This window comes from Streptomyces sp. NPDC048278, from assembly GCF_040652195.1.
Lineage (GTDB): Bacteria > Actinomycetota > Actinomycetes > Streptomycetales > Streptomycetaceae > Streptomyces.
Map to the genome: position 1 here is coordinate 93,685 of NZ_JBEZLP010000003.1, position 12,038 is coordinate 105,722.

General features: G+C 71.9%; 12 protein-coding genes. 7 read left to right on the plus strand and 5 right to left on the minus strand.

Features of this window, described 5'->3' with window-relative positions:
• Positions 1-109: 109 nt before the first annotated feature.
• The 5 genes from AB0D74_RS06615 to thpD all read left to right on the plus strand — a co-directional run bounded on the left by AB0D74_RS06615 (position 110) and on the right by thpD (position 4,569).
• Complete coding sequence (locus AB0D74_RS06615; RefSeq protein WP_362581199.1) at positions 110-1,210, plus strand: aminotransferase class V-fold PLP-dependent enzyme; 1,101 nt, start codon at positions 110-112, stop codon at positions 1,208-1,210.
• Between the two features lie 243 nt (positions 1,211-1,453).
• Positions 1,454-1,969, plus strand: a complete 516-nt coding sequence (gene ectA, locus AB0D74_RS06620; protein WP_362581201.1) for a diaminobutyrate acetyltransferase — start codon at positions 1,454-1,456, stop codon at positions 1,967-1,969.
• An 11-nt stretch (positions 1,970-1,980) separates the two neighbouring features.
• Entirely contained in the window at positions 1,981-3,252 is a 1,272-nt protein-coding gene (gene ectB / locus AB0D74_RS06625) for a diaminobutyrate--2-oxoglutarate transaminase (protein WP_362581203.1), read from the plus strand.
• A gap of 28 nt (positions 3,253-3,280) precedes the next feature.
• The gene (locus AB0D74_RS06630) at positions 3,281-3,679 is read left to right on the plus strand and encodes an ectoine synthase (protein ID WP_293997165.1); all 399 of its coding nucleotides are present in this window, start codon (positions 3,281-3,283) and stop codon (positions 3,677-3,679) included.
• Between the two features lie 2 nt (positions 3,680-3,681).
• Positions 3,682-4,569: an ectoine hydroxylase gene (thpD, locus tag AB0D74_RS06635; RefSeq protein WP_362581205.1), complete on the plus strand. Its 888-nt coding sequence runs from the start codon at positions 3,682-3,684 to the stop codon at positions 4,567-4,569.
• Between the two features lie 71 nt (positions 4,570-4,640).
• Here the strand turns inward: thpD and AB0D74_RS06640 are convergent, their stop codons facing one another.
• From AB0D74_RS06640 to AB0D74_RS06650, 3 genes are all read right to left on the minus strand, one after another.
• Positions 4,641-5,702: an aminotransferase class V-fold PLP-dependent enzyme gene (locus AB0D74_RS06640; protein WP_362581207.1), complete on the minus strand. Its 1,062-nt coding sequence runs from the start codon at positions 5,700-5,702 to the stop codon at positions 4,641-4,643.
• A gap of 98 nt (positions 5,703-5,800) precedes the next feature.
• Entirely contained in the window at positions 5,801-6,517 is a 717-nt protein-coding gene (locus AB0D74_RS06645; RefSeq protein ID WP_362581209.1) for a DsbA family oxidoreductase, read from the minus strand.
• Positions 6,518-6,581: 64 nt separating this feature from the next.
• Positions 6,582-7,094: a GNAT family N-acetyltransferase gene (locus AB0D74_RS06650; RefSeq protein ID WP_362581211.1), complete on the minus strand. Its 513-nt coding sequence runs from the start codon at positions 7,092-7,094 to the stop codon at positions 6,582-6,584.
• A 293-nt stretch (positions 7,095-7,387) separates the two neighbouring features.
• Between AB0D74_RS06650 and AB0D74_RS06655 the strand changes: the two genes are divergently transcribed.
• Positions 7,388-8,779, plus strand: a complete 1,392-nt coding sequence (locus AB0D74_RS06655; RefSeq protein WP_362581213.1) for an MFS transporter — start codon at positions 7,388-7,390, stop codon at positions 8,777-8,779.
• Here AB0D74_RS06655 and AB0D74_RS06660 read toward each other — a convergent pair.
• Together AB0D74_RS06660 and AB0D74_RS06665 are read right to left on the minus strand one after the other, a co-directional pair.
• A complete protein-coding gene (locus tag AB0D74_RS06660) occupies positions 8,739-9,347 on the minus strand; it encodes a DUF1349 domain-containing protein (protein ID WP_362581216.1) in 609 nt (202 codons plus the stop codon). The genes AB0D74_RS06655 and AB0D74_RS06660 overlap by 41 nt on opposite strands.
• 127 nt (positions 9,348-9,474) lie before the next feature.
• Positions 9,475-11,004: an aldehyde dehydrogenase (NADP(+)) gene (locus tag AB0D74_RS06665; protein ID WP_362581218.1), complete on the minus strand. Its 1,530-nt coding sequence runs from the start codon at positions 11,002-11,004 to the stop codon at positions 9,475-9,477.
• 157 nt (positions 11,005-11,161) lie between these two features.
• Here AB0D74_RS06665 and AB0D74_RS06670 point away from each other — a divergent pair, with 157 nt between their 5' ends.
• Positions 11,162-11,935 (plus strand): IclR family transcriptional regulator, encoded by a 774-nt coding sequence (locus tag AB0D74_RS06670; protein ID WP_362581220.1) that lies wholly within the window; start codon positions 11,162-11,164, stop codon positions 11,933-11,935.
• The last annotated feature ends 103 nt before the right edge of the window (positions 11,936-12,038 follow it).

A 12,038-nucleotide genomic window follows, 5' to 3' on the forward strand; every position in this document is an offset into this window, starting at 1 on the left:
GATGGTCTTGGAGCCGTTCAGCCTGAGAAGTCGCCGGTCGGGGACGGTGACCCCCCTGCCGGTTACGCTCATCTGGATCTCCCCCGTCCCGACCGAAGAGAGCACCGCCGTGACCCACCCCTTCCTCGACCTGGCCCCGCTGAGCGCCGCGCACTTCGCCGCGATCGAGGACCGGGTGGCCCGGCTGCTGGATACCCGCCAGGACGTGGTGATCATGCAGGGCGAGGCACTGTTGCCCCTGGAGGGCGCGATCCGGGCGACGGCGGGGCCGGAAACGGTCGCCCTGAACGTGATCACCGGCCCGTACGGGCAGACCTTCGGGAACTGGCTGCGGGACTGCGGCGCGACCGTGATCGACCTCACCGTGCCGTTCCACGCGGCGGTGACGGCCGAGCGGATCCGGGAGGCGTTCGCCGAGCACCCGGAGATCGACTTCGTCTCCCTGGTGCACGCGGAGGCGGCCACCGGCAACACCAACCCGGTCGCGGAGATCGGCGAGGCGGTACGGGAGCAGGGCGCCCTCTTCTACCTCGACGCGGTCGCCTCGGTCGGGGCCGAGCCGGTGCTGCCGGACGCGTGGGGCGTGGACCTGTGCGTGATCGGGGCGCAGAAGGCGATGGGCGGCCCGGCCGGCGTCTCGGCGGTCTCGGTGAGCGAGCGGGCGTGGGCCCGGATGGCGGCGAACCCGCACGCCCCGCGCCGCTCCTACCTCTCCCTGCTGGACTGGAAGGAGCGCTGGGTCGACGGTGGCCGCAAGGCGCTGCTGCACGCGCCGGCCCAGCTGGAGATGCTGGCGCTGGAGGCGTGCCTGGAGCGGATCGAGGCGGACGGCCTGGAGACGGTGATGCGGCGTCACCGCACGGCCGCGCTGGCCACCCGGGCCGGGGCGGTGGCCCTGGGCGGCGGCCTGGAGCCGTACGTGTACGAGGAGTCGGACGCGGCGCCGGTCGCCACGACCCTGCGGGTGCCGGCCGGCGTGGCGGCCTCGGAGCTGGTCGCCGAGGCACTGGCGGACGACGGCACCCTGCCGCTGGCGGCGGGCGGGGGCGCGCTGGCCGGGGAGATGATCCGGGTCAACCACTACGGGGTGGACGCGACGGCCGGTGCCGTTTGGGCGAGCCTGGCGGCGCTCGGCGCGGGGCTGGCGAAGCGGGGGCCGGCGGTGGACCTTGCGGGCGCCCGGCGGGCCGTGGATTCCGCCTGGCGGTAGCCGAATTCAAAGCTATTTCGAATTCCCTTTTTTTCGATGGCTTACCCGAGTTCGTCTGCCCGCTTTTTGCAGAGCTAAACCGGGGGAATTTCATCCGGGTTTCAACCCTGTGACGCACTCCACATAACAGGGATATTTGTCCACTTTGCGGTGGGTCATATCGGTACATACAGGCACGGCAGGTCGGGCCCTGAGCTCGACCTGCCGTGCGTTTTTGCATTTGCCTCGCTAAATTCGATCCACATGACTGCCCCACAAGCAGACCTGATCGTCGACCGCCCGCTGGTGACCGACGGTGCCGCTCTCTGGCGTATCGCCAAGGATTCCGGAAGCCTCGATCTGAACTCCTCGTACAGCTATCTGCTGTGGTGCCGGGATTTCGCCGGCACCTCGGCGGTGGCGCGCGGCGCGGACGGCGAGCCCGTCGGGTTCGTGACCGGGTACACCCGGCCGGACCGGCCGGACACCCTGCTCGTCTGGCAGGTGGCCGTGGACGCCGCGCAGCGCGGGCGCGGCATCGCGGCGCGGCTGCTGGACGGACTCACGGCACGGGTGGCCGCCGAACGGCCGCTCACCGCCGTCGAGACCACCATCACGCCCGGCAACACCGCCTCCGAGCACCTGTTCACCTCGTACGCCGCCCGGCACGGCGCCGCCGTCGAGCGCACGGTGCTGTTCGAGGCCGGCGAGTTCCCCGACGGTCCGCACGACCCCGAAGTCCTGTACCGCATAGGCCCCTTGACCCCCACATCGCACTGAGGAGCCCCGCCGTGACCATCACCCAGCCCGACCTGAGCGTCTTCGAGACCCTGGAGTCCGAGGTCCGCAGCTACTGCCGCAGCTGGCCGACGGTGTTCGACCGGGCCCGGGGCAGCCGCATGTACGACGAGGACGGCCACGCGTACCTGGACTTCTTCGCCGGCGCCGGTTCACTCAACTACGGCCACAACAACCCCGTGCTGAAACGGGCGTTGCTCGACTATCTGGAACGCGACGGCGTCACCCACGGCCTGGACATGTCGACCACGGCCAAGCGGTCGTTCCTGCAGACGTTCCAGGACCTGGTGCTGCGGCCCCGCGAGCTGCCGTACAAGGTCATGTTCCCGGGGCCGACGGGGACGAACGCCGTCGAGTCGGCGCTCAAGCTCGCCCGGAAGGTGAAGGGGCGCGAGGCGATCGTGTCGTTCACCAACGCCTTCCACGGGATGTCCCTCGGGTCCCTCGCGGTCACCGGCAACGCCTTCAAGCGGGCCGGGGCCGGGGTCCCGCTGGTGCACGGGACGCCGATGCCGTTCGACAACTACTTCGAGGGGACCGTGCCGGACTTCCTCTGGTTCGAGCGGCTGTTGGAGGACCAGGGGTCGGGGCTCAACAAGCCGGCCGCGGTGATCGTGGAGACCGTGCAGGGCGAGGGCGGCATCAACGTCGCCCGGCCCGAGTGGCTGCGTGCCCTCAAGGCGCTCTGCGAGCGGCAGGACATGCTGCTGATCGTCGACGACATCCAGATGGGCTGCGGGCGGACCGGCGCCTTCTTCTCGTTCGAGGAGGCGGGCATCGTCCCCGACATCGTCACGGTGTCGAAGTCCATCAGCGGGTACGGGCTGCCCATGTCGCTGTGCCTGTTCCGGCCCGAACTGGACGTGTGGGAGCCGGGCGAGCACAACGGCACCTTCCGCGGCAACAACCCCGCCTTCGTCACCGCGACCGCCGCCCTGGAGAGCTACTGGACCGACGGCCCGGCGATGGAGAAGCAGACCCGCACCAAGGGCGAGCAGATCGAGCAGGGGCTCATCGCGATCGTCGAGGAGAACCTCGCCGACGTGCGGGAGTACCGGGGGCGGGGCCTGGTGTGGGGCCTGGAGTTCCACGACAAGGAGCGGGCCGGGCGGATCGCCGCGCGCGCCTTCGAACTCGGGCTGCTCATCGAGACGTCGGGGCCGGAGAGCGAGGTCGTCAAGCTGCTGCCCGCCCTGACCGTCACCCCGGACGAGCTGGACGAGGGGCTGAGCATCGTCGCCCGGGCCGTCCGGGAAACCGTCTGAAACACCAGCTAGGAGGCATGGCAGAACCGTGATCGTCCGTTCTTTCAAGGAGATAGAAGGCACCGACCGGCATGTGAAGTCCGCGTCCGGGACCTGGGAGAGCAAACGCATCGTCCTCGCCAAGGAGCGGGTCGGCTTCTCGCTGCACGAGACGATCCTCTACGCGGGCACGGAGACGTCGATGTGGTACGCCAACCACATCGAGGCCGTCGTCTGTGTCGAGGGCGAGGCCGAGCTGACCGACCACGAGACCGGGACGTCGTACACGATCACGCCCGGGACCATGTACCTCCTCGACGGGCACGAGCGGCACTCGCTGCGCGTCAAGGAGGACTTCCGCTGCGTCTGCGTGTTCAACCCCCCGGTCACCGGGCGGGAGGACCACGACGAGAACGGCGTCTATCCCCTGCTGACCGAGGAGGGCTGACCATGACCACGCTCACCGACCTCTACCCGAGCCGCGGCCCCGTCGAGGTCGCCGTCCCCCGCAAGGACCCGGTCGTCTGGTCGGCGCCCGGCGCGCCCGGGCCGATCGCCACGGACCGGCTGGAGGCGTTCGAGCGCGACGGCTTCCTCACCGTCGAGCAGTTGCTCGCCGACGACGAAGTCGCCGTCTACCGGCAGGAGTTGGAGCGGCTGGTCGCCGACCCGGCGATCCGGGCCGACGAACGCTCGATCGTGGAGCCGACGTCCAAGGAGATCCGGTCCGTCTTCGAAGTGCACCGGATCAGCGAGGTGTTCGCGAACCTGGTGCACGACGAGCGGGTGGTCGGCCGGGCCCGGCAGATCCTCGGCTCGGACGTGTACGTCCACCAGTCCCGGATCAACGTCAAGCCGGGGTTCGGGGCCAGCGGCTTCTACTGGCACTCGGACTTCGAGACCTGGCACGCCGAGGACGGCCTGCCGAACATGCGGGCCGTGTCCGTCTCGATCGCCCTGACCGAGAACCACGACACCAACGGCGGGCTCATGATCATGCCGGGCTCGCACCGGACGTTCCTGGGGTGCGCCGGCGCCACACCCAGGGACAACTACAAGAAGTCCCTGCAGATGCAGGACGCGGGCACCCCGTCCGACGAGGCGCTGACCGCGATGGCGGGCGAGTACGGCATCAGGCTGTTCACCGGCAGGGCCGGCTCGGCGACCTGGTTCGACTGCAACTGCATGCACGGCTCCGGCGACAACATCACGCCGTTCCCGCGCAGCAACGTCTTCATCGTGTTCAACAGCGTGGAGAACGCGGCGGTGGAACCGTTCGCGGCGCCGGTACGCCGGCCGGAGTTCATCGGGGCACGGGACTTCACGCCGGTGAGGTGACCGTTCCATGAGCCGCCGGGCCGGGATCTCCTCGTGTGGGACGGGGGGTCCCGGCCCGGCCGTGCCGTCGGTCAGCCGGCCAGGGCGTCGAGCAGGCGGTCCACGTCTGCGGGCGTGTTGAAGAGGTGGAAGGCCGCGCGCAGGTTGCCCGCGCGGTTGGAGACCTCGATGCCAGCCCGGCTCAGCTCGGGCTGGCGGCCACCGAGCCCGGGGACCGAGACGATCGCGGAGCCGGGCGCGGGCACCGGCTCGTGCCCGAGGGCCGCGAGCCCGGCGCGGAACCGGTCGGCGAGGCCCACGTCGTGGGCGTGCACGGCGGGCATGCCGAGCTCCTCGATCAGGTCGAGCGAGCGGCGCAGGCCGGCGAACGTGAACAGGGCGTGGGTGAGGTCGAACCGCCGGGCGGAGTGGGCGAGTTCGGCGACCGGGCCGTAGCAGCTGTCCCACGGTTCCTCGCCCGCGACCCAGCCCGCGAGGAGCGGGGTCAGGCCGCCGAAGTCCTCGGGGAGCACGAGGAAGGCCACACCGTGCGGGCCGAGCAGCCACTTGAAGGAGACGGTCGCGGTGAAGTCGTACGCGTCGGCGTCCATCGGCAGCCAGCCGGCGGCCTGGGAGAAGTCGACGTAGGTGCGGGTCCCGTGCGCCCGGGCGGCCTCGCGCAGGGCGGGCAGGTCGGCGAGCCGGCCGTCCGCCGACTGGACCGCGCTGACCGCGACGAGGGCGGTGTCCGGCCGGACGGACTCGGCGAGACGCTCCAGCGGCACCGCGCGGACCTTGAGGTCGCCGCGGACGTGGAACGGGTTCAGTACGGAGGTGAAGTCGTCCTCGGCGGTGAGGACTTCGGCGCCGGCCGGGAGCGAGGCGGCGATCACGCCGGAGTGCGCGGCGACCGAGGCGCCCGCCGCGACCCGGGTGGCCGGGACTCCGGCGAGCCGGGCGTACGCGGCCCGGCACGCCTCCACGTCCTCGTACAGCGAGGTCAGCGCCCGGCCCTCGGCCCGCAGCAGCGCCGCCCGGTGCAGGGCGGCCACGGTGCGGGCGGGCAGCAGGCTGTTGCTGGCGGTGTTGAGGTAGGTGGTCTGCGGGGCGAACTCGGCGCGGACGAGGCTCTCGAACGTCTCCGTGGTCTCCATGCGTCCACTCTGCGGCCCCGGGCACCCCCCGTCCATTGCGGATTTTTACCCGGAACCGCTAAGCGATGCTTATAAGACGGCCCTGACCTGCACGTTTCTCAGTGCTGCGGCACCGCGCACCCGTCCGGCCCGCAGGCCTCCGCGCCGCCCTCGTCGATCAGCTTCAGCGGGGAACGCGCGCCCCAGGCCTGGCTGAGCGCCTGTGTGAACACCTCGGCGGGCTGGGCGCCCGAGACCCCGTACTTCCGGTCGAGGACGAAGAACGGCACCCCGTTCGCGCCGAGCTCGGCGGCCTCGCGCTCGTCGGCACGGACGTCGTCGGCGTAGCGGGACGGGTCGGCGAGCACCGCGCGCACGGCCGCCGCGTCCAGCCCGGCCTCCTCGGCCAGCGCCACGATCCGGTCCTCGCCCTCGCTGAAGACGGACCGCTCCTCGGCGAAGTTCGCCCGGTACAGGATCTGGATCAGCTCGTCCTGGCGGCCCTGCTCCTTGGCGAAGTGCAGCAGCCGGTGCATGTCGAAGGTGTTGCCGTGGTCGCGGTCCCGGGTCCGGTACTCGAGACCCTCGGCGGCGGCCTGCGCGCCCAGGTTCTCCTCGCCCGCCTGGGCCTGGGCCTCGCTCATGCCGTACTTCTTGCTGAGCATGGCGAGCACCGGCTGGACGTCGTCCTTGGCGCGGCCGGGGTCCAGCTCGAAGGAGCGGTGCACGACCTCGACGTCGTCGCGGTGCGGGAAGGCGGCGAGCGCCTTCTCGAAGCGCGCCTTTCCGACATAGCACCAGGGGCAAGCGATATCGGACCAGATCTCGACGCGCATGTTCTCGGCTCTCCAGGTAGCGACGGTAAACCCTGCAACTACCTGAACCTTCAAACAGCTCGCTTCATTCCCCGTCCACCGCGTCCACCGTGTACCGGAGGTACAGGTGGTGGTCCCCCTCGGCCGGCGGGTTCTCCGGGTCCGGCATCCAGCCCTGGCGGGCGTAGAAGGCCTGGGCCCGCCGGTTGTCGACGTGCACGTCCAGCACGGCGGTCCGTCTGCCGTCGGCCCGCCACTGCTCCAGGCAGGCGGTGTGCAGGGCGGTGCCGACACCGGCCCGCCAGCGATCGGGGTCGACGTGGAACTGGAACAGCTTGACCGTTTCGCCGGTGGCGCCCTCCGGGGGCCGGAACGAGGCGACCCCGATGATCGCCCCCGCCTCCACCACGCACAGCACCTGCCCGTCCGGGCGCCCGACGGCACCACGCCACGCAGCCGTCCAGTCCACCCCGTCGTCCGGGAGCCCCTCCGGGTAGTACGTCGCCCGGGCCCGCCGGTGCAGCACGGCAATCGCCTCCGCCTCGGCAGACACCGCCGTACGGATCACCCTGATCCCCTTCACGTGGTCACTGATCACGCCAAGGAGGACGTGCCCTCGTCCGCGCCGGTTCCGCGCCGGTTCCGCGCCGATTCCGCGCCGGCCGAACCGGGCACGGCAGGCGCTCGGGGTCGGTCCGGTGCGGCGGACCAGGTGGGTGCGCACGGAGACCCCGGCGTGCCGGGCCAGGTCGGTGAGGGCTCCGGAACGGCGGGGTCGAACACGACACGGGCGGGGACGCGACCACCGCGACGCGCAGCATGGCCGGAACCTCCGGACACCTGACGTCCGGGCCACTACTGTGCGGCGCGACCGGTCAGCAGCATGGAGCCATGCCAACCGACCAGACCCGACGGGCCGCCCGGATCGCCGCGGAGCAGAGCGCATCGCCGAAAGGGCGGAACCACACCCCCGCCCTCACCCTGACCGCCGCCCTGCTGGGCTTCGCCCTCATCACCCTCGACGCGTCCGTGGTGAACGTGGCCCTGCCGGCGATCGGCTCGGCGCTCGGCGGCGGCCTGTCCGGACTGCAGTGGACGGTGGACGCCTACACGCTGGCCTTCGCCGCCCTGATGCTCTCCACCGGCGCCTTCGCGGACCGGGCCGGGGCGAGCCGGGCGTACGGGCTCGGCATCGCCGTCTTCACCCTCGCCTCGGCGGCCTGCGGCCTGGCACCGACCCTCCCGGTGCTGATCGGCGCGCGCGTGGTGCAGGGCGCCGCGGCGGCCGTCGTGCTGCCCGCCTCCCTCTCCCTGGTGCGGCAGGCGTACGCGGATCCCGGCCGGCGCACGCGGGCGGTGGCGCTGTGGGGCGCCGGCGGCTCGGTCGCGCTGGCCCTGGGCCCGGTGGCGGGCGGCGCGCTGACCGCGGCCTGGGACTGGCGCGGGATCTTCTTCATCAACCTGCCGCTCGGGGCGGTCGCGCTGCTCCTGCTGGTGCGCACACCGCGCTCGGAGCGCCGCCCGGCCCCGCTGGACCTGCCCGGCCAGCTCACCGCCGTCGTCACGCTCACCGCCCTCACCTTCGCGGTCATCGAGGGCGGTGCGACGGGACTGGCGGCCTTCGCCGTGGCGCTGGCCTGCGCCGTCCTGTTCGTCCGCGTCGAGCGCCGGCAGGCCCATCCGGTCGTCCCGCCGGAGCTGTTCCGGGACCGGGCGGTACGGGTGGCGGTGACGGCCGGGGCGGCGTGCAGCGTGGCCTTCTACGGTGTGGTGTTCGTCTTCTCGCTCTTCTTCCAGCAGGTCCAGGGCCGTTCGGCGCTCTGCACCGGGCTGCTGTTCCTGCCGATGTCCGGGCTGATCGGTCTCGCCAACGTGGTGTCCGGAAAGCTGGCCGCCCGCCACGGGCCGCGGCTGCCGATGCTGGTCGGCCAGGCACTGGCCGCGGTGGGCCTGCTGGGGCTGCTCGCCGTCGGCTCCGGCACGCCCGCCCCCGTGGTGGCCGTCCTGCTCGTCCCGATGGCGGTCGGCTGCGCGCTGACCGTGCCGCCGCTGACCGTCGTGATGATGGACGCCGTACCGGCCGAGCGGGCCGGCCTGGCGGCCGGGGTGCTCAACGCGGCCCGGCAGGTGGCCGGCGGGCTCGGGATCGCGGTGTTCGGCGCCCTGGTCGGCGGCGGCTTCGCGGCCGGGATGCGGGCGAGCCTGGCCCTGGCCGCGGCCCTGTTCGCCGTGAGCCTCGTGATCAGCTTCCGTCGCGCAGGTCGGCCGGCCAGTCGGGCCTGAACTCGATGTGGTCGTAGGTCACGACGCACCCCTCCCCCATCGGGGACTGGGTCATGAAGCCGACCAGTGCGTCTTCCGTCTCCTTCTCGGCGCCCAGGGTGAACAGCCGGACGAAGACCCACTTCTTGCCGTCGCGGGAGGCGTGGAAGGCGAACGCGCGGCCGGTCCTGCTGATCCGGAGCCAGACGGAACTCCCCTCCACCGTGAAGGCGTTGGAGTCGTCCGAGTGCCCCCGGGTGACCACCGTGCAGACGGTGGGCACGTCCGGGGAGTTCTCCAGGCAGAGCTTGGCCCAGGCCCGGTCGCCGACGTGGACGTACAGCACACCGGCGTCGAAGGCGGCACCGAACCCGACGGTGACCCGGGCGATCAGCTGGAAGTCGCCCTCGGGCGCCCCCAGCAGCCGGGGCGCGTCCGAGGCGGGGTCCAGCGCCTCCCCGGTGGGCGAGACGAACCGGTCCTGCCGGGCCCCGGCCCACCCGGTGAGCACCCCGCCCTCATGGAACCAGTGCCCGTCGGGCCCGTAGGTACGAAGGGGAAAAGGAAGTTCGGGAAGTTCCAGGTCCATGGCGGAATTCTGTCAGCAGAACTTTTCGACGTGCGCACGGGCAGCCGTGCCCCATAGGGGCGCGGGGAACTGCGCGGGCAACCACATCGAACCGGCACCCCGCAACGCACCCCGCACCCCCACGGCGCTACCGCTCCAGCACCCCGTTGAACCGCCGGGGAAGCCCCAGCGGGTTCTCGTCCCGCAGCTCCGCGGGCAGCAGAGCGGCAGGCGCCCCCTGATAGGCCACCGGCCGCAGCCACCGCTCGATGGCGGTACCGCCCACGGAGGTCGACGTGGAGGTGGTCGCCGGGTAGGGCCCGCCGTGGTGCTGGGCCGGAGCCACGGCGACCCCCGTCGGCCACCCGTTCACCAGGACCCGGCCTGCCAGCGGCGTGAGCTCCGCGAGGATCTCCGCCCCCAGCCCCTCCCCCGCGGCCTCCTCGGCGGAGACGTGCACGGTCGCCGTGAGGTTCCCCGGCAGCCGCGACAGCACCGCCGTCGCCTCGCCCCGGTCCTCGTAGAGGACCACCACGGTCACCGGCCCGAAGCACTCCTCCAGGAGCAGGTCGTACGCCCCGGCCTCGGTCAGCCTCTCCGCCGGCACCGTCAGGAACCCGGGGCTCACGGTGTGCTCGCCGCCCGCGCCCGGCGTCACCGGGCTCTCCACGTCGGGGAGTTCGGCGCGCTCGGCGACCCCGGCGACGAAGTTGTCCCGCATCCGGTGGTCGAGCAGCACGCCCGCGTCGGTGTTGCTGACCGCGTCCGTGAGGGACTTGACCAGGCCGTCCCCGGCGGCGCCGGCCGGCACAAGGACCAGGCCCGGCTTCACGCAGAACTGCCCGACGCCCAGCGTCATCGACCCGGCGAGCCCGGTGCCGATCTCCTCGGCCCGCTCGGTGGCCGCGGCCTCGGTGACGAGCACCGGGTTCAGGGAGCCCAGTTCGCCGTGGAAGGGGATCGGCACCGGACGCGCGGCAGCCGCGTCGAAGAGCGCCCGGCCGCCCCGGACGGAACCGGTGAAGCCGGCCGCGGCGACCAGCGGGTGCCTGATCAGCTCGATGCCGGCCTCGAAGCCGTGCACGAGACCGACGACGGCGTCGGGGATGCCGTGCTCGGCGGCGGCCCGGCGCAGCACCTTCGCGACCAGCTCGGACAGGGCCGGGTGGTCGGGGTGGGCCTTGACGACGACCGGGTTGCCGGCGGCCAGCGCGCTCGCGGTGTCGCCGCCGGCGACGGAGAAGGCGAACGGGAAGTTGGAGGCCGAGTAGACGGCGACGACGCCCAGCGGGACCTTGTAGCGGCGCAGGTCCGGGACGGGCGGGGTGGCGGTCGCGTCGGGGTGGTTGATGATGACGTCGAGGAAGGCGCCCTCGTCGACGATGTCCGCGAACGCCCGCAGCTGGTAGACGGTACGGGCGAGTTCCCCGGTCAGCCGGACGGGGCCGAGCGCGGTCTCCGCGTCGGCGGCCTCGACCAGCCGGTCCTTGGCCGCGTCGAGTCCGGCGGCGGCCGAGCGCAGGAAGGCCGCGCGGACCGTGCGGTCGGCGAGGGAGCCGCGGGCGGCGTGCGCGGCCGTGACGACGGTGTCGACCTCCTCGGCTGTGGCCTCCACCGCAACCTGCTCACGCTGCTTCCCGGTGCGCGGGTCGACGCTCCAGACTGGTGCTGCTGCCACCGCGGGTCCCTCCATGAGTTGCGTTCTGCCGCAGTATCCCGGTCATATCCGGGTCATTCACCAGGACTGTTCGATATACTGAACGCTGTCTCTGATGATGAATATGCTGTTGGAGACTATAACCTCGGTTTCTCGTCCAACGAAGGGGTCAAGGGCGATGTCGGCAGGCGAGACAGGCGGCGGGGCACAGGTCAAGTCCGCGGTTCGGACCGTGGAGTTGCTGGAGTACTTCGCGGGCCGGCCCGGTATGCACTCCCTCGCGGCCGTCCAGGAGGCCGTCGGGTACCCCAAGTCGAGCCTCTACATGTTGCTGCGCACGCTGGTGGAGCTGGGCTGGGTGGAGACGGACGCGACCGGTACCCGGTACGGCATCGGGGTGCGGGCGCTGCTGGTCGGCACCTCGTACATCGACGGCGACGAGGTGGTCGCGGCGGCCCGCCCGACCCTCGACCGGCTCTCCGACGACACCACGGAGACCATCCACCTCGCCCGCCTCGACGGCACGAACGTGGTCTACCTGGCCACCCGCCAGTCCCAGCACTACCTGCGCCCCTTCACCCGGGTCGGCCGCCGGCTGCCCGCGCACTCCACCTCGCTCGGCAAGGCGCTGCTCGCCACCCACACCGACGAGCAGGTCCGCAAGCTGCTGCCGGAGACCCTCCCCGCGCTGACCGAGCACACCCTCACGGACCGCGAGAAGCTCATCGAGGAGCTGCACCAGATCCGCGAGCAGGGCTTCGCGATCGACCGCGAGGAGAACACGCTGGGGCTGCGCTGCTTCGGGATCGCGATCCCCTACCGCACCCCGGCCCGCGACGCGATCAGCTGCTCGGTGCCGGTGGCCCGCCTCACCCCCGCCCACGAACAGATGATCAAGGACGCCCTGTTCGACGCCCGGGACCGGCTGACGCTGGCGACGCGACGGCTCTAGGCCTCCGGCTCCCCGCGTGAGCGGCCGATGAGAATCGACGGAGCCCGATGAGAATTCGGCCGTACGGGAACGAGGACCCCGCTTTCGCTCGTCTGTCTGAGCG

Excerpts from the sequence above, each read along its gene's own strand:
- AB0D74_RS06660 (WP_362581216.1), bottom strand. The coding sequence starts at position 9,347 with ATGGACCTGGAACTTCCCGAACTTCCTTTTCCCCTTCGTACCTACGGG.
- AB0D74_RS06645 (WP_362581209.1), bottom strand. The coding sequence starts at position 6,517 with ATGCGCGTCGAGATCTGGTCCGATATCGCTTGCCCCTGGTGCTATGTC.
- AB0D74_RS06640 (WP_362581207.1), bottom strand. The coding sequence starts at position 5,702 with ATGGAGACCACGGAGACGTTCGAGAGCCTCGTCCGCGCCGAGTTCGCC.
- AB0D74_RS06655 (WP_362581213.1), top strand. The coding sequence starts at position 7,388 with ATGCCAACCGACCAGACCCGACGGGCCGCCCGGATCGCCGCGGAGCAG.
- ectA (WP_362581201.1), top strand. The coding sequence starts at position 1,454 with ATGACTGCCCCACAAGCAGACCTGATCGTCGACCGCCCGCTGGTGACC.
- AB0D74_RS06670 (WP_362581220.1), top strand. The coding sequence starts at position 11,162 with ATGTCGGCAGGCGAGACAGGCGGCGGGGCACAGGTCAAGTCCGCGGTT.
- thpD (WP_362581205.1), top strand. The coding sequence starts at position 3,682 with ATGACCACGCTCACCGACCTCTACCCGAGCCGCGGCCCCGTCGAGGTC.